20 protein-coding genes are annotated in these 24,871 nt (G+C 39.1%); 10 read left to right on the top strand and 10 right to left on the bottom strand.

Features of this window, described 5'->3' with window-relative positions; translation table 11 throughout:
• Positions 1 to 171: 171 nt before the first annotated feature.
• Positions 172 to 1,056, bottom strand: coding sequence for a LysR family transcriptional regulator (locus L3V46_RS05555; RefSeq protein ID WP_239045157.1), 885 nt, complete (start codon positions 1,054 to 1,056; stop codon positions 172 to 174).
• A gap of 164 nt (positions 1,057 to 1,220) precedes the next feature.
• Here L3V46_RS05555 and L3V46_RS05550 point away from each other — a divergent pair, with 164 nt between their 5' ends.
• Both L3V46_RS05550 and L3V46_RS05545 read left to right on the top strand, forming a co-directional pair.
• Positions 1,221 to 1,802: a chromate transporter gene (locus L3V46_RS05550; protein WP_004717445.1), complete on the top strand. Its 582-nt coding sequence runs from the start codon at positions 1,221 to 1,223 to the stop codon at positions 1,800 to 1,802.
• Positions 1,803 to 1,808: 6 nt separating this feature from the next.
• Complete coding sequence (locus L3V46_RS05545; RefSeq protein ID WP_004823357.1) at positions 1,809 to 2,327, top strand: chromate transporter; 519 nt, start codon at positions 1,809 to 1,811, stop codon at positions 2,325 to 2,327.
• Between the two features lie 159 nt (positions 2,328 to 2,486).
• Here L3V46_RS05545 and L3V46_RS05540 read toward each other — a convergent pair whose 3' ends face one another.
• Complete coding sequence (locus L3V46_RS05540; protein WP_239046753.1) at positions 2,487 to 2,960, bottom strand: hypothetical protein; 474 nt, start codon at positions 2,958 to 2,960, stop codon at positions 2,487 to 2,489.
• A gap of 149 nt (positions 2,961 to 3,109) precedes the next feature.
• Here L3V46_RS05540 and L3V46_RS05535 point away from each other — a divergent pair, with 149 nt between their 5' ends.
• The 3 genes from L3V46_RS05535 to L3V46_RS05525 all read left to right on the top strand — a co-directional run bounded on the left by L3V46_RS05535 (position 3,110) and on the right by L3V46_RS05525 (position 6,531).
• Positions 3,110 to 3,688 carry a DJ-1/PfpI family protein gene (locus L3V46_RS05535; protein WP_239045156.1) on the top strand — a complete coding sequence of 193 codons (579 nt, stop codon included), beginning with the start codon at positions 3,110 to 3,112 and terminating at the stop codon, positions 3,686 to 3,688.
• 196 nt (positions 3,689 to 3,884) lie between these two features.
• Positions 3,885 to 4,073, top strand: a complete 189-nt coding sequence (locus L3V46_RS05530; protein WP_239045155.1) for a hypothetical protein — start codon at positions 3,885 to 3,887, stop codon at positions 4,071 to 4,073.
• Positions 4,074 to 4,290: 217 nt separating this feature from the next.
• Positions 4,291 to 6,531 (top strand): TonB-dependent siderophore receptor, encoded by a 2,241-nt coding sequence (locus L3V46_RS05525; RefSeq protein ID WP_239045154.1) that lies wholly within the window; start codon positions 4,291 to 4,293, stop codon positions 6,529 to 6,531.
• A 97-nt stretch (positions 6,532 to 6,628) separates the two neighbouring features.
• On the opposite strand, the gene zigA is transcribed toward L3V46_RS05525, so the two are convergent.
• Positions 6,629 to 7,855 carry a zinc metallochaperone GTPase ZigA gene (gene zigA, locus L3V46_RS05520; RefSeq protein WP_035372001.1) on the bottom strand — a complete coding sequence of 409 codons (1,227 nt, stop codon included), beginning with the start codon at positions 7,853 to 7,855 and terminating at the stop codon, positions 6,629 to 6,631.
• Positions 7,856 to 8,161: 306 nt separating this feature from the next.
• The gene (locus L3V46_RS05515) at positions 8,162 to 8,920 is read right to left on the bottom strand and encodes a D-Ala-D-Ala carboxypeptidase family metallohydrolase (RefSeq protein WP_239045153.1); all 759 of its coding nucleotides are present in this window, start codon (positions 8,918 to 8,920) and stop codon (positions 8,162 to 8,164) included.
• Between the two features lie 110 nt (positions 8,921 to 9,030).
• On the opposite strand from L3V46_RS05515, the gene folE2 reads away from it, so the two are divergent.
• From folE2 to L3V46_RS05495, 4 genes are all read left to right on the top strand, one after another.
• Positions 9,031 to 9,933, top strand: coding sequence for a GTP cyclohydrolase FolE2 (folE2, locus tag L3V46_RS05510; protein ID WP_239045152.1), 903 nt, complete (start codon positions 9,031 to 9,033; stop codon positions 9,931 to 9,933).
• Between the two features lie 51 nt (positions 9,934 to 9,984).
• Entirely contained in the window at positions 9,985 to 10,545 is a 561-nt protein-coding gene (locus L3V46_RS05505; RefSeq protein WP_004823366.1) for a hypothetical protein, read from the top strand.
• Positions 10,535 to 11,890, top strand: a complete 1,356-nt coding sequence (locus tag L3V46_RS05500; protein WP_239045151.1) for a dihydroorotase — start codon at positions 10,535 to 10,537, stop codon at positions 11,888 to 11,890. The genes L3V46_RS05505 and L3V46_RS05500 overlap by 11 nt, the downstream gene beginning before the upstream one ends.
• A gap of 252 nt (positions 11,891 to 12,142) precedes the next feature.
• Positions 12,143 to 12,556, top strand: coding sequence for a MerR family transcriptional regulator (locus L3V46_RS05495; protein WP_239045150.1), 414 nt, complete (start codon positions 12,143 to 12,145; stop codon positions 12,554 to 12,556).
• Between the two features lie 243 nt (positions 12,557 to 12,799).
• On the opposite strand, the gene L3V46_RS05490 is transcribed toward L3V46_RS05495, so the two are convergent.
• The 6 genes from L3V46_RS05490 to L3V46_RS05465 form a co-directional block, all read right to left on the bottom strand.
• Positions 12,800 to 14,038: an NADH:flavin oxidoreductase/NADH oxidase family protein gene (locus L3V46_RS05490; RefSeq protein WP_239045149.1), complete on the bottom strand. Its 1,239-nt coding sequence runs from the start codon at positions 14,036 to 14,038 to the stop codon at positions 12,800 to 12,802.
• A gap of 210 nt (positions 14,039 to 14,248) precedes the next feature.
• The gene (locus L3V46_RS05485) at positions 14,249 to 15,079 is read right to left on the bottom strand and encodes an alpha/beta hydrolase (RefSeq protein ID WP_004717468.1); all 831 of its coding nucleotides are present in this window, start codon (positions 15,077 to 15,079) and stop codon (positions 14,249 to 14,251) included.
• A 430-nt stretch (positions 15,080 to 15,509) separates the two neighbouring features.
• Positions 15,510 to 15,998: a hypothetical protein gene (locus L3V46_RS05480; protein WP_239045148.1), complete on the bottom strand. Its 489-nt coding sequence runs from the start codon at positions 15,996 to 15,998 to the stop codon at positions 15,510 to 15,512.
• Between the two features lie 325 nt (positions 15,999 to 16,323).
• Positions 16,324 to 17,517 carry an LLM class flavin-dependent oxidoreductase gene (locus L3V46_RS05475; RefSeq protein ID WP_239045147.1) on the bottom strand — a complete coding sequence of 398 codons (1,194 nt, stop codon included), beginning with the start codon at positions 17,515 to 17,517 and terminating at the stop codon, positions 16,324 to 16,326.
• Between the two features lie 17 nt (positions 17,518 to 17,534).
• A complete protein-coding gene (locus L3V46_RS05470; protein WP_343212613.1) occupies positions 17,535 to 19,862 on the bottom strand; it encodes a TonB-dependent receptor in 2,328 nt (775 codons plus the stop codon).
• 262 nt (positions 19,863 to 20,124) lie between these two features.
• Positions 20,125 to 22,737: a TonB-dependent receptor plug domain-containing protein gene (locus tag L3V46_RS05465; protein WP_239045146.1), complete on the bottom strand. Its 2,613-nt coding sequence runs from the start codon at positions 22,735 to 22,737 to the stop codon at positions 20,125 to 20,127.
• Positions 22,738 to 23,020: 283 nt separating this feature from the next.
• Between L3V46_RS05465 and L3V46_RS05460 the strand changes: the two genes are divergently transcribed.
• Positions 23,021 to 24,610 carry an ABC transporter substrate-binding protein gene (locus tag L3V46_RS05460; protein ID WP_239045145.1) on the top strand — a complete coding sequence of 530 codons (1,590 nt, stop codon included), beginning with the start codon at positions 23,021 to 23,023 and terminating at the stop codon, positions 24,608 to 24,610.
• Positions 24,611 to 24,871: the final 261 nt, after the last annotated feature.

The raw sequence follows: 24,871 nt of genomic DNA, 5'->3' as shown, positions 1-24,871 counted from the left end.
GCAAAAATGCAATGATTCACTGATTTTATTTTCAAGATAGAATTTCAAAGCATAAATTATTCCAAAATAGCTCAATCTAAACCTAGATCTTTAGTCCCAGTGAGCAACACCAACATCCAAAATATATAAATCCACTTATTTAGCTAGAGCTTTAGCAAGTCAACCTATAAATTAAGCGAGCAAATTTAAAATATGTTTTAAACGGATATTTTCAGCATCCTGCTTATAGACTGCATAAATTGGTGCAATACACGGCGTATCCGCTTTAAGCGCTTTGTAAATAATTTGCTTGTTCCAAAAATCTCGAATAGCCTCTGGAACTATCGACAAACCAATCCCTGCTGCAATCAAATTTAAACTCGACGTTAAACGTGGGGCTTCTTGAACAATCTTTGGACTAAATCCAGCCTGATAACAGCTAGCCAAAATATTATCAAACAAGTCTTGTCCCGCTAAACGGCGATACAGCACAAAATCATAAGGCTCTAAATCAAGTAATTGGATGGCATCAGGATGTTCGGCTAAGGGGTGATTATTGGGCAATGCCACAATCAAAGGCTCATCAAGTATATGCAAACTGGTGAGTCCCAAACCAATCGGCGCAGGCTTACGCAAAAAAACGATATCATTCTTTTCATTGATAATCGAATCAATCAATGAGCTACTGCCATCTTCTTCCAAATGAATAGACACCGCTGAAAATACTTCACGAAAATTACGCAGTAAAGCAGGTAAAAAGGAATGTAAGCCGACTGAGTTGGTAAAACCAATATTGATTTGCCCTTCCAAACCTTTAGAAATATTTTGCACGCGTTTGGGAATAGCCTGTGCATGCGCAAGTATAGTGAGTGCCTCTTGGTATAAGGCCTTACCCGCTTCAGTTGCTTCTACGCCACGCGGTAAACGCTTCAATAAATCTGTGTCTAATTCATCTTCTAAGTTTTTGATAATTCGTGTTAAAGGCGGTTGCTGCATATTCAGACGTACCGCTGCCCGAGAAATATTACTTTCCTCAACCACCGCCACAAACGCATTAAGCTTATGAATATCAATCATCTTTTCGCCTCAATATCGATCTTTTCATTTTTATCGTGCTAATTCACGTTTAAAGCATACTTTTTAGGTATGAATAACAGCAAAAATAGCATTTTTCTTTATGACTCAACAAGCAGATAATCACATTCAAGCCAAGTACATCACAGCAAATTGAAGAGGTCTAAATGAATACTGAAGCAATCCCAATGGAACAATCCATGACCACACCCAATTGCAAAGCATTATTTTTAGGCTTTATGAAACTTGGTCTCATGGGATTTGGTGGGGTACTCCCTCTCGCACATCGTTTAATTGTAGAAGATCAGAAATGGTTAACATCTGAAAAATTTACCGACTTGTTGGGTGTCTGCCAAATCTTACCCGGTGGGAATATTGTAAATATGGCAGTCGCGATTGGTTATGACTTTGCTGGAGTAAAAGGTGCGATTAGTGCGGTATTTGGTCTTATGCTGGCCCCGACCATTATTGTTATCTCGTTGTACCAGTTATATAGCAGTTTTCAAGATATCCCAATGGTGCAACACATGATTCAAGGTTTAGCTGCCGCTGCTGCGGGTCTACTGTTTGCTACAGGTTTTAAGATGTTAAAACCAATTATGAAAAGTAAGCTAACCTATTTCACCATTATCTTGACCATTATTTTTATGCTGTTGATTAAATTGCCCTTGGCACTGACGCTGTTGATTTTAATCACCGTGAATATGGCAGTTTTAGCATTTAATCAAACTAAAGTGACTCAGGAGTAAAATAAGATGTATGTTCTCATTGCACTGACTTTAGTGTTTACTCAACTGTCTTTATTGGCTTTTGGTGGCGGGAATGCCATCTTACCTGAAATGCAACATCAGGTGGTTGTGATTCACCAATGGATGACTGCTGAGCAATTCAGCTCTATGTTTGCAATGGCGCAAGCTGCACCAGGTCCAAACATGATGATTGTTCCCTTGGTGGGATGGCATGTCGCAGGGCCAATGGGACTGATCGTGACGTCTTTTGCAAAGTTTGGTCCGTCTTCAATCATCACCATTTATGCACTTAAATTTTGGAATAATTTTAAAAGTCATCCACTTCGGGCGAAATTTGAAAAGGCGTTAAAACCTATTACAGTCGGTTTGGTTTTAGTCAGTGCTTGGATTATTGCCCAAGCCTCTGCTCAAAATATTTTACTGATCGCAATCGTCGCCATCACTATTTGTCTAAGTCTGTTTAAGAATGTTCATCCAGTTTGGTTAATGGTGATTGGTGCTGGTACAGGTGCTTTAATTCTATAGATATTGATCAAGACCGCCTAAACAGATTCATTCATAAAGAGTCTGTCAAGACATCTCCCTCCCTCTAAGCCGTGTATCACACAAAGCAAAGAGGGAGAAAATTTATAATGCATAAGAGATTTAAATCGCGACTGCTCTATATAGCTTAATTTATCTATTTTACTGCTGGTTTTCTAAATCACGTTCACGACAAGAAAGCTCATAATATTCTGCTGTTGGTAATGCTTTCAGTTTAAAACCATAATAGTTACTGGCATCTGATTCTACTTTGCTTAATGAGCACTGGTTGGTTTTGGCAAATTGAGTCAAGAGTTTCATATCACTCTTTTTAGCTAAAACCGCTCCCCAACCCTCACTAACACAACATCCAGCATACTGTGTCATATATTCGTCTGATAGCAGTGCAACCGTTTGTCCCATAAATTGAAGCGGTTTTTTTAATTTATATACATCATTATAGTCATTTCTTGAAATATCCGGTTTTTTATTGATTAGCCCCTGCTTTTGCATCTTTTTAAAGCTTGGAAACTGTGCAGATGCCTCGCCCATTCCTCTATACACTGTTTCTTCTACCGCAGCATGGCTGCTCATGGTAGCCGCCGCAATCACTAAACCCAATAGACACTTTTTCATATTTTTCTCATTCATCACTGAATACAATTTTTATTACAGTTAAGTCTGTTAAATTAAGACTAAAGCCGTATAAATTCAACTTAAAACTGCAACTAGAGCATGCTATTTTACATGAAATAAATCATAAAATTTAAACAAAAGGTGTAAAAATGTCTAAACAAATTCTAATGTTAGTGGGTGATTATGTTGAAGATTATGAAACCATGGTTCCTTTTCAGTTCCTCACTGGATTGGGCTATAGTGTTCATGCAGTCTGCCCTGATAAAAAAGCTGGCGATACAATCGCAACGGCGATTCATGATTTTGAAGGTGAGCAAACCTATAGTGAAAAGCGTGGTCACAACTTTGCAATTAACTATGACTTTAACCAAGTTAACAGCGAAAACTACGTTGGATTAGTGATTCCGGGTGGTCGTGCACCTGAATATTTACGTATGAATGATCGAGTAATCGAAATTGTTCGCGAGTTTGATGCGATTAAAAAACCAATTGCCGCTGTTTGCCATGGTGCACAACTGCTTGCCGCAGCCGATGTATTAAAAGGACGCTTATGTTCCGCTTATCCTGCATGTGCCGCAGAAGTTAAACTCGCAGGCGGACAATATGCAGATATTGCAGTCACTGAAGCAGTCACAGATGGACACCTGGTAACAGCGCCAGCATGGCCAGCACATTCTGCTTGGTTAGCCCAATTTGTTAAAGCGCTTGGTGCAACGATTACTTTATAAAATTTAAAACTGTCTAAGCTAAGTTTTCCGCTGAGAGAAAACTTAGCCTTATACAACAGTGAAACTTTAAAAATGTTTAGGCTACATAAAGCCCCATCAATGTTGCGTTTCTTAACGCTGTATCTCAGCAAAGCTCATCGCGCTGTGCAATAATTATTTATAGAATTTTATGTTCAAACAATAGGTTAGTATAAAAGTGGAAATCATTGAATTACTCCAACCCGTTACCTTAAATAAAGATGATTTAGAACCAATTACTATTGAAACTGGGACTTTATTAAAGGTACTGATGGTAAACCCATCCTCATATCTTGTTGGTGATGAATCAGGTATTTCTTTTCTGGTTAATTTTTCAGAAGAAAACCGACAATGGAAAAAGATATAAGCTTATTATTTCGCAATTTATTAGTGTAAATTTACACTCAAAAATGACACCCACCACTTCATAACTTACACTTAAAAATCATATATTTAAATTAAAAAATCCGACTATATCTTGTATTTATATCACCAATAAAAAGTTTAAAAATTATGTTCTATTTGTATCTTTTTGTATTCTTATTGATAATAATAACGATTCTTATTTACCAATTTCTATTCTTATGGACAATCTACGTAAACAAACGGCATTAAACATTGCAATAAAATCAATTCTTATTTGCAGTGCTATTTCCCATAGTGCTTTTGCGCAAGAGCAAAAAAGTAATGAAGCGAATACTTCGGTACTCCCAACCATTACAGTTAAAGCAGATGCTCAGGATGAAAAAACTGAGGGAAGCGGAAGTTTTAAAGCAAAATCTTCAAGAAGCTCATCAAAATTAAAATTATCTTTAAAAGAAACACCACAATCTGTAAGCGTCGTCACCCGTGAACAAATTGAACAACGCGGGCTGACCATTCTGGATGATGTTCTTGCCGCAACACCAGGCGTTACCGCGACTAAAAATGACAGTGAACGTTCTAACTACTATTCCCGTGGTTTTCAAATTACCAATAGGCAAATTGATGGTATGCCTGTAGGAGACAATGCTCCCCGCTTTGATAGTTTTTTCTTTGACCGAGTTGAAGTGATCAAAGGTGCTTCTGGCTTAACTGGTTCAACAGGCAGCCCTTCTGCAACCATCAATATGGTACGTAAGCGTCCTGAAAAAGAGTTTAAGGGCAATGTCAGCTCAACTTATGGCTCATGGGACAATACCCGTGTTGAAGCAGATGTATCCATTCCACTAACTCAAGATGGCAGTGTTCGAAGTCGATTCATGGCAGCGTATACCGATAAAGAATCCTATATGGATCGTTATAAGCTCAAGTCCACAGCCGCAATGGGGATTATCAGTGCAGATTTAACCCCAACAACAACAGCCTCAGTCGGATTTCAATATCAAGACAACGATCCTAAAGGCTCAACGTGGGGTACAGTGCCATATTTCAATGCTGATGGAAGCAAAGCAAATTTTCCGCGAAACTTTAGTTTATCTGCGGACTGGAGTTCAATTGCTAATACCGATAAAACCGTTTTTGCTGATATTGAACATACTTTTGCCAATGACTGGATGGTTAAAGCAGCGATTGCCCACAGCACCTCGGATAATAGTTGGATGGTGGCTTATGGTGGTAGTGGCTTTCCAGACCCAAGCACAGGAAAAGGGCTGAGTCTATGGACCAGTGTTAGCCCTTATGCTGAAAGTAAAAAACTCAATATTGATTTGTATGCCACAGGGCCATTTCAGTTGTTAAATCGCCAACATGATTTAATTATTGGCTATAGTGGTTTTAAAAGTGAAAATACCTCATTGAGTGTAAAAAGCAATCTCGAGTATCCAGCAGCTATACCTGATTATCGTAATTGGACTGGTAATATTCCAAAACCAACCTATGAGAAAACTGGAGCTGGAAGTACCAATACCACAGAGCTTTACGGGGTATATTCAACTTTACGTTTAAATCTAGCTGACCCGCTTAAGTTAATTTTGGGCGCACGCTATAGCTCGTATGACTATAAAGTTGACAAGTGGGATCCTAATGCCCCGGTTTCTCCTACAAAGCCACGTAACTTTGATCAATTGGTGCCTTATGCGGGGATTTTGTACGATATTAATGATACTTATACAGCCTACACCAGCTATACCAATGTATTTAATCCGTCCACTAGACGAGATCGTTTTGGCGATTATCTAGATCCTGAAATGGGAAGCACCACTGAGCTAGGGATTAAAGCGGATCTATTGGATGATAAGCTATTGACCAGTGCTGCTCTATTTTGGTCAAGTGTCAAAGACCTTGCGGTAGAAGATGTTGAATATCGTGATGGTGTAAAAAATGGCACTATTCCAAAAGTAGATGAGATGGATACTGCATATATGTCATCGGGCAAAGGACTCAAAGTCAATGGCTTTGAGTTAGAAGCCATTGGAAAGTTACAGGAAAATTGGAATCTTAGCTTCGGCTATACCTATGTAAATAGCGTAAGTTCTGCAAACGCCAATGCTTTAAGCAATATTCCTCAAAACCAAGTAAAATTATTTAGTAGTATTACTCTTCCAGAAAATCTTTGGACAGGTTCAGAAAAGCTAACATTAGGTGGTGGATTGAATTGGCAAAGTGAAATTTCACAAAAATGGGGGGGAGCTCCTGCAAATGCCTATAACGGTGGTGTAGTCACACAAAAGGCCTATGTATTGGCCAATGCTTTTGCCAGTTATAAGTTAAGTGATGAGTTGACTGCAAGTGTGAATATCAATAACTTATTTGATGAAAAATACTATTTAAATGTAGGTTTCTATAATGGTGTTTATTGGGGGGAACCACGTAATGTGACTTTCACCTTAAGAGCGAAATTTTAATAAAATATAAAGCCAAGCATGAGCGTATAATTAAAAGCGCTCATACTTGCAAGTATTCTCAGCAATGCTTTGGCTGAATTGAATGGATCATAATGAATTAATGGCTAATGATAGAATCAGTCCACCCACTAAAAGGATTTTCAAACTCTTGCCATTTTTCTGCGCCTAGCGCCATTTCATCATCGTTTAATAAACAAGCATCAAATTGACGAATAAGTTCAGATTGATCCATCTGCATCCCAATCAACACGATTTCTTGTCGTGCATCACCAGTTTGAGCATCCCAGCTTTGTTGAATTGCATCTCGACTTTGTTGATCTGTAGGCCAATGTTCATCTGGCACTGCTGCCCACCAATATCCAGCAACGCCATGGCGTGCCATCGCCCCTGCTTGAGACCAAGATCCAGCAAACTCGGGATTTGAGGCTAACCAAAAAAAGCCTTTGGAACGGATTACGCCTTTCCATTCGGAGTTGATAAAATCAAAAAACCGTTGTGGGTGAAAAGGTCTGCGCGCTCGATAAACAAAATTATTGATTCCATATTGCTCTGTTTCAGACGTATGCTCACCTCTTAATTCCTTTAACCAACCCGGAGCTTGTGCCGCTTCGTTAAAATCAAATAGCTGGGTATTTAACACCCGATCAAGATTCACCTTGCCAAACGCAGAAACTTCAATTTTTGCTCTTGGGTTTAAAGACTGCAAAATTCCAAATAATTTTTCCTGCTCGTCTTGATCAATCAAATCTGTTTTATTCAATACAATCACGTCACAAAACTCAATTTGATCAATCAGTAGATCAACAACATTTCGCTCATCTTGTTCACCTAATGATTCACCGCGCGCTTGTAAGCTATCCAGCGAACTATAATCCTTTAAAAAGTTATAAGCATCGACCACAGTCACCATTGTATCTAAACGGGCAAACTCATTGAGAGAAATCCCATTTTCATCTTCAAAGGTAAACGTTTCTGCAACAGGGAGTGGTTCAGAGATCCCTGTAGATTCAATCACCAATTGATCAAAACGCTGATCCTGTGCTAAACGACGCACTTCAACCAGTAAGTCTTCTCTTAAGGTACAGCAGATACAACCATTACTCATTTCAACTAACTTTTCATCCGTTCTTGAAAGCTCAGCACCGCCCTCTCGAACTAAAGCGGCATCAATATTGACCTCCGACATATCATTCACAATCACTGCAATTTTTCGGCCTTCGCGATTGTTTAAGATATGATTGAGTAAAGTGGTTTTTCCAGCCCCTAAGAATCCAGAAAGCACGGTGACGGGAAGTTTTTGCGGAGTGGCTAAAAGAGTATTCATTGGCATTCTCACTTTATATTTTTGTGTTTTCATATCGAGATCGACATGAAAATACTGACTGAATAACTCCAAACAGATCGCTTTAGAGTTAAATTTTTAGCTGTGCTTGCACATACATTTTCAACACTGCAATTTGATGATTCGGCTTTAATCATTCGGTGATGATTACAGCGTTTATCAAGTTGCTATAAATCTAAGCTGAGGATTGAAAAACATCAGGATTTAGATTGTTTAATAGTGGATAAACATGTGTCGCTTGAATTTCTCGTATTAAAAGTTGTCTGATGTCACGGATAAAATTTGGCTTCATGGCGATTCACTCACTTTTTTATTGTTGCCAATTAAAGCGTTATTGATACATGGTGATGAGCTATAGCGATGGTCTGCCCCCCAAGTACGAAAACCTGCACTATCAATATGAATCTGTCCTGATGCATAGACGCCTAAGCCCATTTGAAGTTCCTCACCAGAATTCAGCCAAAATTGGCATAATTTTGCTTTGCGCTCTTGAATCATCAGCTGTTGGTTTAAGTCTGGATTTTCATCACCAATACGAAAATCTAATGCGGCATTAAAAATATGTTTGGAGAAAGCAGCGCCTTTTGCACATTGATTAAGCTTGAAATTTCGATAGACAGAAGTCACGCTAAACTGGGTTAAAATTTTTTCATCCACAAGACGATTTAAAATTTTTAATGTTGGCACAATATTGCCCCACAGCTCTTGTGGCGGAACTTCAAATTCAGATGCATCACATTGTTGCCAATCTCTGGCTGTTTGTAAAAATTCAAAAGTAGGAACATAAGCAGAAATACCTTGTTGCTTTAAAAAGCGCTGATAAGCCTGAACTTTTTCAGCATTTTCTGGCTCACTGAGCCATTTTAAATAAGCAGGCGGCAGATTTTTTTCTTGTTTTAAAATACCTTGCTGCTGAGGAAAGTCTGCCTTTAATGGCACTTGTGGTGACGCTTGCTGAACTGTACGCATAGCATGAATTGTATTTGAGTTGTTTTGACTACATGCAGAAAGGCAGAGTATGAATCCGATCAAATATTTTTTGTTCATCTCAATTTGCAATGATCTCATAGCGTAAATTTAACTCAGATGAGTAGTGTTGATTAATATTGTTATGTTATAACATAACAATATGTATTTCAACTTAAGCTATTCCCCCTATGAATCTTGTTCTTCCAGATGTTTCGGCTGAATCCTCACTCACAAGAAACTATTACTACCCACTCGATTGGGTCGGTATGGAAAAAATCGCGCTTCCGCTTTATCTCGAAAATAGCCTTTGCCAAAGCCAAGTGAATGCTTATGTCAGTTTGGATGATGTGTTTGCCAAAGGTATTCATATGTCGCGCTTGTATACCCGACTTTTGAAATTGAGCACGATCAAAAATTTAGCGCTACTTGATATTAAAGACGCTTTATTGGATTTCTTAGCCAGCCATAAAGATTTATCAGCGCATGCCAAAATCGAAATTCATAGTGAGCTTTATATCGAGCGCCCTGCCTTAGTCAGCCAATTGTCTGGCTGGAAAAGCTATCCTTTTGTGTTGTCCTGCCAGCTTTTAAAAGATGATTTTTATGCTGAATTAAAAGTCGAAATTCCCTATTCATCTACTTGTCCTTGTTCCGCAGCACTTGCCAGAAACATCATCCAACAAAGATTTGCATCTGCATTGGAAAATCAAGAGATTCAGTTAGACCCACAAGAAATCCTCAGTTGGCTAAATAGCACAGATGCAATTGCAGCAACGCCTCACAGCCAAAGAAGTTTTGCTCAGTTAAATTTCAAATTAGATCAAAACATTCAGTATATCCCACTGATTTTATTTATTAATCAGGCTGAACAAGCCTTGATGACACCCGTACAAACAGCAGTAAAACGTATCGATGAACAAGCCTTTGCTGTTGCGAATGGTCAAAACCTGATGTTTTGTGAAGATGCATTAAGACGCTTGTATGCCACATTTATCCATCATCCCAGCATTCTAGGCTTTAACTTTAAAGTGATTCATGCGGAAAGTTTACATGCTCATGACGCAGTTGCTCTGGGCGCTTGGCAATGGTAATGCCTTATCTCAACCACCCTCATTGTTTAACTTATTTAAAATGGTCTAGTCATGCTTAGAAAAAACCCATCTGGTGATCTCCCTGTTATCGATCAATCAGCCTATGTTGACCAAACAGCGATTATTTGCGGAAAAGTCATTGTCCATGCCAATGTATTTATTGGACCTTATGCAGTGATCAGAGCAGATGAAATCAATGACGCGGGTGATATGGAACCCATCATTATTGGTGCAAATTCCAATATTCAAGATGGAGTGGTGATTCATTCCAAAGCTGGGGCAGCAGTGATCATTGGTGAAAATTCCTCAATCGCACATCGCTCTATTATTCATGGTCCCTGTGAAATTGGACATCATGTTTTTGTTGGCTTTAACAGTGTGTTATTTAATTGCAAAGTGGGGCATCACAGCGCGATTCGTCACAATGCAGTGGTTGATGGGCGTGATTTACCCGATCATTTTTATGTACCTGCAATGAGTTATATCAATCCCAAAACCGATTTAAAGCAATTTCCACCCATTGATATTTCAATCAGTGAGTTTTCAGAAAGCGTTGTCAGCACCAATATCAAACTGGTTCAAGGCTATAAGGCATTGCACAATGAGTTTTAAAAATTCGCCCAATCTTATTATTCGTAATGCCAATATTGTCAATGAAGGCAAGCAGTATTATTCCGATGTACTGATTCGACATGGACGGATTGAAAAGATTCATCCCAATATTACAGGGGCTTATCATGCGAAAAATATAGATGCTGAAGGTTCGTGGTTAATTCCTGGCATGATTGATGACCAAGTTCATTTTAGAGATCCCGGCGCAGCGCATAAAGGCAATATTGCTTCGGAATCAATGGCAGCAACAATTGGTGGAATTACCAGCTATATGGATATGCCAAACACCAATCCAGCCACCTTAACCCTAGACGCTTTGACCCAGAAAAAGCAGATTGCAAAACAACATAGTCGGGCCAATTATGCTTTCCATTTTGGAGTTAGTGCGCATAATTTAAATATTATTGAACAGCTTGATCCCAAATCAATCAGTGGTGTTAAAGTTTTTATGGGCGCTTCTACGGGTGATATGCTCGTCGATGATCCTAAAGTTTTGGAACGCTTATTTGCAAATGTTCCAACGGTTTTATTGACTCATTGCGAGTTTACCCCTGCCATTAAAGCCGAAGAAAATTTCTATTTTCAAAAATATGGGGAAAATATTCCAGCAGAAATTCATGCGCAGATTAGAAATAAACATGTCTGCTTTGAAAGCTCAAAATTGGCTGTATCTTTGGCCGAGAAATATGCCACACAGTTGCATGTTTTACATATCACCACCGCGAAAGAACTGTGTTTGTTTAAAAACCTGCCTTTAAATCGAAAACATATCACAGCAGAAGTGTGTATCCATCATCTCAGTTTTGATGATGCTGATTATGCTACTTTGGGCCACTTAATTAAATGTAATCCCGCCATTAAAACCCAGCAAGATAAAGATGCTTTGATTAATGCCCTAGCGAATAGTAATCGCTTGGATATTATTGGTACTGACCACGCCCCACATACTTGGGATGAAAAACACCAGTCATATTTTTATGCCCCTTCTGGCCTACCTTTGGTACAACATGCGTTGCCTGCACTGATGGAACTGGTTGCAGCAGATAAACTGAGTATTGAAACATTGATTCAAAAAACTGCACATCAAGTGGCAGACCTATTTAGGATCAAAGACCGTGGTTATATTCGAGAAGGTTACTGGGCTGATTTAGTGATCCTTCGAGAAAATCAGCAACACATTGCAGTGAAAGATCAAAAAAACTATATGAAATGCAATTGGACACCATTTATGCATAAAACATTTGCTTATGAGGTCAGCACCACAATTGTTTCAGGGCAACTTGCTTGGCATCAACAACAGCTGTTTTTGAATTGTCAGGGACAACAACTTGAAATTAATCGTTAACATAGCAAGTAACGAATAAATGGCAGGAATTTATTGCAAACCTTTGATATTTAAATGGATCATTATTTAATTTCAATATAGCTCATCACGACAAATGTTTAATGATTTTGATTCAATGGGAGAATTTCCACCGAAAGGACTCACAATATTTGTTTAAACCTGATTGACCTCAGCTTTAACGTTATTTTTCATCTTGCTTTTACCCGGCTATAAGCCTAAAGTTAACTTTAATGTCAAGTGGAAGCCAGTAAAATGAACATTAGCGAGTTATCCAAACAAAGTGGTTTAAGTACCCCAACGATTCGTTATTATGAACAAATCAAACTGCTTCCCAAGGCAAAACGTAAATCTAATGGTTATCGTGAATATAGCGACAATGACCTCAAACAATTATTTTTAATTCAGCAAGCGCAACAAGTTGGATTTTCATTGGCTGAAATCAAAGCTTTCCTGCCTTCAAATGTAGGCAAGTGGGATCATAATATTCTGATTGGTCGACTTGAAAGTAAAATCAAAGATATTGAAGATCTAGAACAAAAGTTGTTGATCAGTAAGCAAAACCTACGCAGCATGATCACTGCAATCAATAGTAAGCCTGATGAAATCACCTGTGAAGAAAACGCCAACCGTTTACTGAATCTTTATTATGCCAATGATAAAGTTTAAACATCTTTAGCTTATCGCTAAATCGTAAAAGCGATTGAGCTTAAATCTCACTTTAAGCTCATGATTGTGCATAGGTCATTGATAAGTGATCTATGATGTTCAAACCTTGGAGTCTGCAAAAAGATTGATCAGTATTCTCATCATTACTTTAATGGGTGATCATCCCTAAGCATCAAGTAAAGCGTCTTCGAGTCGCAGTACAGTCTGTCGAATCACATCCAACATCTGAACAACGCACTGTACTTAAGCTGAATGTGAATACTCACGCATACGTTTTTTATACTGACGTGTGCGGCATGTCGTTTCTGTCTGTTGTACTATCAAGGCCCATAAAGGGGAAACCTTAGGATTCGGTGTTTTCCCACGACTAAGTTTCTTTAACTGGAATTTGACTGTTGCCATATTGGCAAGTGAAGCTAAGGTTTTATTTTCCCAGTGAATTGGTTTCAATTCAGGTGCGATATTCTGACCTTGTTTCCATTCGTTGGGTAAGTTAGGGTCGATCGCTAAGGCTGTTGCAATCCCCACCATATCGATCCCACTGTCAATGACTTGTTCTGCAACGGGTTTACGGCGAATACCACCAGTTACCATAATCGGCATATGGGCAACCTTGCCAATCTCTTGAGCAAACTCTAAGAAATAAGCTTCACGTGCCAAAGTCCGTCCATCTCTGGCTTGGCCTTGCATAGCTGGTGCTTCATAACTGCCACCTGACAATTCAACCAAATCAACTGACAGATCATTTAACATTTGAACCACTTGCTGCGCATCTTCAGCACTAAAACCACCACGTTGAAAATCGGCCGAATTCAGTTTGACAGCAACTGTAAATGTTGATGACACCACTGCACGTACTGCTTTGACAATCTCAATCAAAATACGTGCACGATTTTCCAATGAACCGCCCCATTGATCTTGACGTTGGTTGCTTAAAGGTGAAAGGAACTGACTGAGTAGATAGCCATGAGCTGCATGAATTTCTACACCAGTAAATCCAGCCTTTTCACCCAAACGTGCGGTATTGGCAAAACGTTGAATCACTTCGTCAATCATGGCTTGAGTCATTTCAATTGGAGTATTAAAACGATCTGACATTTTACCTAAATCTAAAGCCACAGCAGAGGGTGCCCACGTTGGCTGACCTAAATTTGACTGCATTTGGCGGCCCGGATGGTTGATCTGCAACCATGCTTGCGCGCCTTGAGAACGTGCGATTTGCGCCCAACGTTTGAAGTGCGCTAAATGCTGTTCATCTTCCAAGACCACCCCACCCGGTCCTGTCATCGCACGACGATCTACCATCACATTACCTGTAATGATTAAACCAACACCACCATCTGCCCATGCTTGATACAAACGCATGAGCTCTTCTGATGGTGCATGATTGAGATCTGCCATATTCTCTTCCATCGCAGATTTTGCAATACGATTTGGAATCTGAGTACCATTGGGTAAAACTAATTTTTCAAAGACGTTCATTTTTATAGCCTCATAAAGTATGGACTTACTTTAAGATTAAAGCTCACTTTAATGTCAATCCTTTTTTCGCATTTAATTTTTATTATTTTAAGAACTAATTTTATTCAAAGACTTACATCATAATAAGATAATAACCACCTGATACTTTAATAAAAAATAGAGGCTTCAAGGCCTCTATTTTTATTCTGCTTTAGATCAAACGACAACTGTTCACTCGCGAATAAAAGCCAATAAATCTGGATTAATTACATCGGCATTGACGGTTAACATACCGTGTGAATAACCTTTATAGGTTTTTAATCGGCCATTTTGAACCAGTTTGGCAGAAAGTACCCCTGAGTTTTCATAAGGTACAATTTGATCATCATCCCCATGCATGACTAAAACAGGCACTGAGATTTTTTTCAAATCTTCGGTAAAGTCAGTCTGTGAAAATGCAACAATTCCATCATAATGCGCTTTTGCTCCACCCATCATGCCCTGTCGCCACCAATTCAATACGACGGGTTCTGAAGGTTGAGCATCTGGTCGGTTAAAGCCATAGAATGGCCCCGCTGGTAGATCATGATAAAACTGAGCACGATTTTTAAAAAGCTGATTCTGTAAGTCATCAAAGACTTCTTTGGCTAAACCTTGCGGATTTTTTTCCGTTTTCAGCATAATTGGAGGTACAGCACTGACCAATACGGCCTTGGATACATTTTCCTCGCCATGACGTGCAATGTAGTGAACAACCTCACCACCACCAGTGGAGTGACCAATATGTACTGCGTTTTTAATGCCCAAGTGTTTGACCACTTCTGCAACATCATCGGCATAGTGGTCCATATCATGACCATCCCAGACCTGACTTGAACGTCCATGTCCGCGACGATCATGTGCAACCACACGAAAACCTTCATTTAAAAAGAACAATAACTGAGAATCCCAGTCATCCGAGCTTAATGGCCATCCATGATGAAAAAATAATACTGGGGCATCTTTCGGTCCCCAATCTTTATAAAAAATATCAACACCATCTTTTGTCGTAACATATGCCATGTTAATTTCTCCTGTGTATGATTTACACTTTGAATAACTTATTGCTGTTCTCATTTATGTCAGTAAATTACAATGTTTGATACGATTCGTATGGACCGTCATTCTATACTAAGGTTAAAGTTAACTTTAAGGTCAATGCTTTTGGTGATTTTCTGATAGCAGAAATGTAAATCTATAAAAAATAAAAATACACAAATATCAGGATTTATTATTGAAAGAAAACAGCTTTATTTTTTTATATAGGATTGTTGACGCTTTATGTCGTTACATGATTTAAACCATTACAGGTTTTCTGTTCAAAGCTTCAACGACAACCCACACTATTTTTTATCGGTATAAAAATGAATATAAAAAAGCCAAGACTGGTTTAAAAATCTTGGCTTTAACCTGTTGCAATGGGCTTAGACAATATGAAGTTGGTTGTTGGTTTTTATTTCTTTTTAGGTTTCAATATTTTTCGCAATAATTTAACCCATAAACTCCACTCACTATTTTTCTTGTCAGCTGTAAAATGATTCTCAACTTTATCAAATGCGTCTTCAATATAGGCATCGTGCAACCAACGAATTGCTAAGGCCCATTTTAAAGTCGCTAAACCTGTTGTTTTCATATCAATAATATGTGAAATTTCTGTTTTGTTGGGGTCTAATTCATTAATGCTAAATCTGTGAAAACCATTAAAACCTGTTAAGTCAAACTGAAAAGTGATTGATTTTTCGGGCTGATAATCTGTCACAGAATATCTGATTGGTCCATGCCCACCTTTTGAACCCACACTTAATCCATTGTCCAACTTCATGGCTGGCCATTTGTCTGTTGCTAACATTAAATCATTATCTGTTGACAAAGTCCTGAATAACTTAGCAATTTCAGCCTTTGATTGCTGAATTTCTCTTTTATGGATATTAATTACTTTCATTTTTCCTGCTCAATGGTCATGTTTGTTTGTCAGGTTATTGTTGTTGATAAAATGAAGCACAACTATCAAATATACGAAACTGTGTAAAAAATGCAAGTAAGCATTATTATTCACTTATTTACTTATAATCAGTATAGCTCTTACGAAATTAAGCTTCGGAATGATTTTTAAATATGGTTAAGCTTTATCAGGAATCAAACTTTGATCATTGCATAGAAAGAAGAGTATGAAAATCAAGTTTACACTGCCACACTTTGTATTTTTTATTGGTATAAAAAAGCCAAGACTGGTTTAAAATCTTGGCTTTAACCTGTTGCAATGGAAGTTAGGCGATACGATATTTTGCCTCTTCAGGAATACGCTGTAATGCCTGACGCTGTTTTTTAAAATAAGGTAAAACATGTTCGCCAAGGCGATAGGCTTCTTCTAAATGTGGATAGCCCGCCAAGAAAAACAGATCAATTCCAATACTGTTATATTCTTGAATCCGCTCGATAATCTGCGAATAACTTCCCACTAAAGCAACACCTGGTGGAATACCAATATAGCCAAAGCCTGACCAAACATTGGGATGAATAAAGAAATCATCGACGTTTTTACTGCCTGCTTTTTCACTATATTCTTTTTCAAAACTCAATACACGTGCCGATCTCAAACCTGCATGTGCAGCAGACGCATGTAAGCGTTGTTTTTCAGCAGCTTCATCCAAATAACGTTGTGCCTCTGCCAACGCTTCTTGTTCACTACGGCGTGCAATCGTATCAATGGATAAGCCGAATTTAATATTATCCCGCCCATATCTCGCAGCACGTTTGCGCACATCTGCAATCAATTCAGTAATTTCACTGGGTTTTTCAGCACGCATTAAATAATAATCAGCATGCTTCGCACCAAACTCACGGGCAGCCTCAGACGATCCTGCCGTACAAATGATCGGTAGTTCAGCTTTATTCAGAGGATATTTTAAACCGCCACCTTCAGCAGAATAATATTTGCCCTGGTAATGGAATGATTCATTATACCAATACCCTTTCACCACATCTAAAAATTCAGTCGCACGGATATAACGGTCATCGTGCGGAGTAGCATCCCCAACTTGGCGCTGAATAACCTCAGAGCCGCCGTTGATAATATTCCAAACCAACCGATTCCCTGTGGCACGCTGATACGTTGCTGCACTTTGTACTGCATTATAAGGACTAAAATGATAAGGCTGGAATGCAGTCACAAAGTTTAAACGCTTGGTTTCTCTTGCCAATAAGGAACACACTGTCCACGGTTCTTCACCTGTAGGTGCATTCACCATCAGCGCACCTGCAAAACCATTGATTTCAGCCGCACGAGCCACTTGGCTAAGATAGTCGATATAGGTAAAGTCATCACCAACTTGGTAATTCGATGTTGCACCAGTATTTTCTACACCTGCGACACGTGACCAATCACCACGATTGCGTGGATCACCTGCTAAGTACTCTGCTTCACCATGCAGTGGTAGACGGGTAAAAAATTCAATTCCCATGATGTTCTCCGTATAACTTAGAATTTAGCAGTCAAAGAAACACCAACTTGACGTGGGTTTCCATAAGTTAAAACATATTGTCCAGCGGGACCATTTGGACGGCCGTGTACTTGATATTCTTCATTCAATAGGTTTTTAACGTAAGCATTGACTTGGTATTTGTTATTTGCGCTATGGTAGCCAACATTGGCATTCCATAAGGTATATGCTTTTTGGCTTAAGATTGGATCTACCGAATAGTCTTGACGGTTTACAAGGAAAAATTCACGGTCACGATAGCTGGCATCTGTACCTACAACAACACGAGCACCATCATTGAGATTAAAGGTATATTCTCCACCCAGACCAACGGTGTATTTTGGCGAACGGACTAGACTGTTGCCTGTATTATCTGCATTAACCACATTGGTTATTGGGTTTTTATCGACGAAATCGGTATATTCGCTGTCAAGATAAGCACCAGCAAAACGTAAACGTAGATTTTCAGTCACTGAATAATCTAATTCTAATTCAGCACCTTTAACTTCAGCTTTTGGTCCATTGGCGAGAACCGAGGTCACACCGCCACCTTGTCCCTCTGTTGCAACCAGTAAATTGGTTTGAATATCTTTATAGTCATAATAAAAAATATTGGCATTTGCGATTAAATCTCCGTCCAATAACGTAGACTTTAAACCAAGTTCATAACTATTTAAGTATTCAGGATTCACGTCGGCAAGTTGGGTTAAGCTGCTGGATAAACCGGTGTTAAATCCACCTGAACGGAAACCGCGTGCGAATCTAAAGTAAGTATTTAAATTAGGATTAATTTCATATTCTGGGGTGATGTCATAGGTCAACTCATTCCAAGTTTTATTGCGACTTGTTGACCCATTTGCATTTGGGGTTGGGTTATAAACAGCATTGCTATAGCCATCTTTTTTCCACCAACTGCCTTTTGTATAGTCTCCCGTTGTGATCTGAGTCAGATTGAGATCAATATCTTTTTCTTCACTGGTCCAACGTAAACCACCTGTCACTTTAAATTTATCTGTAAATTTATAGGTACTGTTACCAAAAAGTGCAAAGCTTTGAGTGGCTTGGTTATAGGTTATATCTCTAAATGCTGGCGTAGATGCAGTTTGAGAAGCAGCGCCATTTGGCAATGTTTTATTGACACGTGCACTGACTCCAGTGGAATCTAAATCCTCATTGAAATAATGAAATCCTGCAATCCAACTTAAGCGTTTTTCAGCATCAGAAGCGATACGGAACTCTTGGCTATATTGACGCCATTCATTATCACTATAGCTTCGTGCGACATCATAAGGGGTGTAATCACCATCTGAAATCGACTTTTGTGTGGTCTTATCAAAGGCAGTAATCGAAGTAAAGCTATATCCGCCCCCCAAATCTCCAGTTAAGGTTAATGACGCGCCATCATGCTGAATCTTATTGTTTTCATCTAAATCTAAATTGGTGTCTCGCCCTTTAGGTCTTTCATAAATACCCCAGTATTTACCCACACTTAAGGAACCATTACTGCCTAAACCATTATAAGTTTGGCTGTGTAGATTGACCAAGGCATCCCATTCATCATTGATTTTGCCTAGCACTTGGAAACGAAAAGATTTTTTATCCACGTTGCCATAATCTTCACCATTGGCAATATTCTTTGCATATCCGTCACGGTCTTCAGAGTAAAAAGCCCCGCGCACCGCAACATTTTCCGAAATTTTGCCGTTTGCAGCACCTTCAAATGTTCGCAGGTTATGATCCCCTAAACCAATGGTTGCATATCCATTGGGTTTATCTGAAAAATTAGGCTTTTTAGAAATATAATTGACTGCACCCGCAGTGGTGTTTTTCCCATAGAGCGTGCCTTGTGGACCACGTAAAACTTCTATACGCTCTAAATCAAACAAGTCACCTGCACCTGCAACTGGCGCATTTAAATAAACCCCATCTGCATACACGCCAACAGGAAATACTGTCGATGCAGCCACATCTCCCGTACCTAGACCACGAATATACCAACGTGGACGACTATCCCCATCTGGGTTTTCAGCTGCAGCATTTGGTGTATAGGTTAAAACATCCCCAATAAAAGTAGAGCCTTTCGCAGCCAAGTCCTTACCCGAAACAGCAGTAATTGCAGTTGGAACTTTTTGAATATTTTGCGCCCGATATTGTGCAGTGACGATCACATCACTTAATTTTTTGACATCTTTGGCTTTTTCAACCTGTGCTTGTTGTGCTGGTGTAGTCTCGATCTCTTCATTTGCAATAGCCAGTGTTGAAACACTCGCCGTTACGCCCCACATAGCAGTTAAAATACTCTGCCTAATTTTTGTAACCTTAAACATGCTGACTCCATTTAAATAAATCTATTCTTGTTATTGGCAACTTTTGTGCCATTCCATTTATTTAAATATTTTCAAAGTGTTATATAAAAAATCATAAAAAAATTATTTATTTTTGCTGATAGATAGACATTTTTAATTGTCGTATTGTTGTTATTTCAACATTTTGCTGTTTTTTATTTTTAATGATATCTACTAAGAATAAATTTATAAAAAGCCATACAAAAGTATGGCTAATGTAATCAAAAATAAAAATCTGTTTAATTTAGAATTTATAGCTAAATTGTCCTTGTACCGTCAATGGACGCATTGGCTGTAAAAACTCGCTATTTGCACCAGCTAAACCATTTACGAAATTACGTTCATTGGTCAAATTAAGAATATTTAAGCCCACTGTCCACTGCGGTTGACGATAATAAAGTCCCAAATCTAAATTATAATTATTGGGTACCTTTACGGTCTGACTTAGATTGGTATACCAGTTACTTGTCCACCAACCCGATAGGTTTAGCCCAAAACCTGACTGGTGTTGATAGTCCACATAAGCACTTGCAGAATATTTAGGAATGCCTGCTGCATCATAACGTCCTGCTTTGCGTTGGTTTAAAGCATTGCTATCGCCCCATACCGTCGCATTGTCTGCATGGAAACCAAAAGGTGAAAAACCAGCTGGAATAATGGAAGAATATTCAGCATTGAGATAGGTTAAGTTTGCCCCGATCGCGATATTTTTTTGTAGCTGCCAACGCAATGATGATTCAAGGCCTTTGATTTCAAAACGAGCCATATTGCCATTGGTATCAGGTGATAAATCGCGCTTCTGTTCAAAACCACTGAGCGTTAACAGAAGTTGATCAGTGATCGGCTCGTATTTCACTCCCACTTCTTTTAATTCACTTTGGCTGTCAAAAGCCAAAGGATTTAGCTGATTTCCAGCGCCCCAAATTAAAAATGGACCAAATACACCCGTATTCAAAGCTGTACTTTTATCATAAGTAAAATATAGGGTACTTTTTTCAGTAGGTTTAATAAAGGTACTGGCTTGATAGCTGAGCAAACTATATTTATTGGAATCTGAGCGGACATCTGTAGGGACTAAAACCAGTGGATTCTCTAATTTTGCTTTTATAGAACTGTGGTTAATTCCCAGATTAATCCCAAAAACATCATTAAAGGTAAAATTTTGCTGTGTAAATACGCTGTAAGTGTCCCAAAAGCCTGTTCCTGTATAAACTGCACCACCTCCATTGGGAGGAAAACCGCCTTTTTCAGCATATAAGCCATGACCCACAGGGTACATTCGAGGTAGATTTAAATAGCCAAAATACTGCGAATACTGTGGAACACCAGCCTGCCCAATCCAGCTTCCAGTCGAACCGCCATGATTGACCAACCCCAATAAATCTCCAGGGTTTTTCTGTGATGGATCATTGGTTAAATCATAAGGATTGATATTAAAACTATTGTTTGCTGCGAGAGAGGTAAATTTCTCATGCCGATAAGCGCCACCTGTACTGCTTTTATTGTTGATTTTGACACCCAATAGCTCAACGTCATGATCGCCTAAAAACTCTAAGCGGTTATCCAATAATTCATGGTCCAAATCGGTAAAGAAACTCCCAACAGAATCACCCAAATCACGACTCTTTTGATATAGCGTACTATTGGCCACAGACCAATTTTCATTGATATCTTTGACCAGTTTAAATTGTGTACTAAAGCGCTTTGCACTGTTTTTATCTTCGCTCCGACCAGAAACATCATCATCTAATTTGACTAAGCCATTGCCTGCGATTGATGGATCATAGACCCAGCCTCGAATTGTACCCGCTTGATCAGCAGTGGAACTTGGCAAAGGAGAAGTCTGTACTGGACCTACAGCAATATATTGATTTTTATCATTCTTCTGCCGAGTTTGCCAACCAATCACTTTAGAGTGAGCTGCACCAGAATCAAAGACTGGAGACCAAAAGTTTGAACCGTTTTGAATAATCGGGGTCGCTCTGCCTTTATAGTAAAGCCCTTGATCAACGGATTGTTGTGTCGCTCTGTTCCAACCATGCGTCACATTAAAATCTGAATAATCGTCATAACTGATATTCCAGTCAACCCGTAGACTGTCATCTGGACGCCAAGCCAAAGCACCATAAAATGCATTAAAATTATTTTTTACATTGTCATAATAGTCATCTGTTCGTTGTGCTGTTGCACTGACACGAAATGCCAATTCTTTAGAAATAGGTGCAGTATGATCAATACTGACTGAGAAATTAGGCTCAGCACCTTGCCCTGCATAAATTGAACCCACTGATCCCGAAATCGTGGTTTCTGCTTTATTAAAATTCGGTTTTTTGGTGAGATAATTAATATATCCCCCTGAACCTGAGGTCGGTGCAAAAATTACCCCCGTTGGTCCTGCAACAATATCAGCAGCTTCATAGGCATTTAAATTGGTCGGATGTCGGGTACTGTATATTCGTTGGCTATCTTGAAAAACTTCGGAATTTTGCCCACGTATCTGTGGCGCGAAATTGGCATTTTGCCCACCTCCTCTGGTGATACTTGGAGCATACTTAACCAAATCATCTGCACTACGAATAACATCTTCACGAAACTGTTGTTCTGATACTTGTGAAACGACACGGGGGGTATCTAATACAGAACTATCCGTCCCATAAATCGAAGTGACTTTACGCTTGGGGAGAATGGTGGCTTTTTTATTTGCTCCTGTCACCACAACATCGGCTAAGGTAATTACATCACCATTAGAATCCTTGGCTTGCTCTGCGGTTTCTTCAGCAAAAATAGCGCATGGAAAGATTGCCCCAAATAGCCCTAGCGCAATCACCAGTGGCTTTAATTGAAAGTTCTGTTTCATATCACACTCAGTAAAATAAATTTACACTGCGTTACGCAAAGCCTATGCCAATCTTTAAATAGGCAAAACTCAAATATAAAACATTGATTTTTATTACTTTTAAATAGCCCTCATTGATATACAGATTTTATTCATGTTTATTTTTTCAACAGAAATGCTGAAAAAGCAACAGTGACAAAAAACACAACGCTTATAATTAATTGATAAATATTAGAAAAATATTAAAAAGAATTGGCATTCATTGTGCAATCTCCTCTGGATAAGTTCTAACTGAGTATTTTTAATGACACATGAAACCTTGTTACTCTCACGTCGAAAATTTTTAACCCAAAGTCTAACTGCACTAGGTGGCGTTTCTTTAATCAGTGGTTTATCTGCTTGTGGACAATCTCCACAACCTAGCGCTGACTCGCAAAGTTCACTTTCCAGTACCCCTAAGCATGGTGGAACAATTCGATTAGGGCTGATTGGTGGACAACAATCAGGTAGCCTTGACCCTCACCTTTCAGCATCAGGAAGTGGGATTACCCGTGGATTTGCGATTTATAATAAGCTCTGGGAATGGGACGAAAACATGCTTCCTCGTCTTGCTTTGGCTGAATTTGCAGAACCTAATCATAATGCCAGCGAATGGACCATACGACTGCGTAAAGGTTTAGAGTTTCATCATGCTAAAACCGTCAGCGCAGATGATGTCATTTTTTCATTGCAACGCTTAACAGATCCAAAGCTTGCCTCACCTTTTCGGAATCTTGTGCAATGGATTGATCGTGATCGTATCCAAAAATTAGATCAATATACAGTACGCATTCCTTTTATTAGTTCAATTGCTGGCTTTGTGGCGCTGCCTGAAACTTGGGTCAATTTTGGCGGTATTGTCCCCACTGATTTTGATCCCATTCATAACCCTGTGGGCGCAGGTCCTTATAAAGTCAAAGAATTTATCCCCGGTCAACGTTCTGTCTTTACTCGGTTTGAAAACTATTTTAAAGCAGATCGGCCTTATGCAGATCGTTTTGAAGTCATTGACTTTAAAGATCAAGTTTCTCGACTAAATGCATTATTGGCAGGACAAATTGATCTTGCAAATGCGATTTCACCTGAATACATTAAAATTTTAGAACAAGCAAAACATATTCAAACGGTTCGTTCTCAAACCAATACCCACAATAGTTTTGACTTTAATACTCAACAGGCACCATTTAATGATCCCAAAGTCCGCCAAGCATTTCGTTTAATCGCCGATCGTCAAGAGCTGATACAACGGGGTTTAAACGGTCAGGGACGCATCGCCAATGATCTATATTCTCCACAGGATCCAGCATTTCTAAATTTGCCACAACGTCAACAAGACATTACGGAAGCCAAGAATTTATTGGTTCAAGCGGGCTTTAAAGATGGCTTAAGCGTTGAGCTGATTACCCCCGTTGGCAACGCCCAACCTGCCCTGATATTTGCAGAACAAGCAAAGAAAGCCAATGTCAGTATTCGGGTCAAACAAGTTGATTTAGCCACATTTAATGGACCTGACCGGAGTAAATGGCAATTCTCCAGTAATGCAACCAACGTGGGTACACCATATTTATCCACTGCTGTAGTGAATGATGCGCCAATTTCAACAACCAATCGTGTCAACTTTAAAGACCCAGAATATAGTGAGCTGTTTTATAAAGCGCTGGCTGAACCCGATTTAGCCAAGCGTAAAGTGTATTTGGCTCAGGCACAAAAAATTCAACATGAACGCGGTGGAATGCTAATTTGGGGTTTTAGCCATAGCATAGATGCTGCATCGAAACAGATTGGAGGATTAGCTGCAGAACACACGATTTTCCCAACGTGGCGTTTTGAGAAATTATGGAACAATCAAGCCTAAAATAAAATTTGCAGCGCCTTAACACCAGCAAGCATCTGCTGTAGTCAGCGATCTTGTGACTTTTCAAGGACGAAAAGTCAATCCAGTATGGGGCTCTGATGATGCATCCCGACTATTGCAGCGCAACACAACGACCTTTTGTGTTGCTGATCAAAATCGTGAATAACACATTCATTTTGTACACATTCAGTTTATAAAAATCAGGCTTATATAAATCATGCTTATACAAAGCAATAAAATTTGAACACTGTTTTAATTTTA

Source organism: Acinetobacter sp. AG3 (assembly GCF_022343575.1).
GTDB classification, from domain to species: domain Bacteria; phylum Pseudomonadota; class Gammaproteobacteria; order Pseudomonadales; family Moraxellaceae; genus Acinetobacter; species Acinetobacter guillouiae.
The sequence above is the reverse complement of the archived record's forward strand: the minus strand, read 5'-3'. Positions and strand labels throughout refer to the sequence as shown.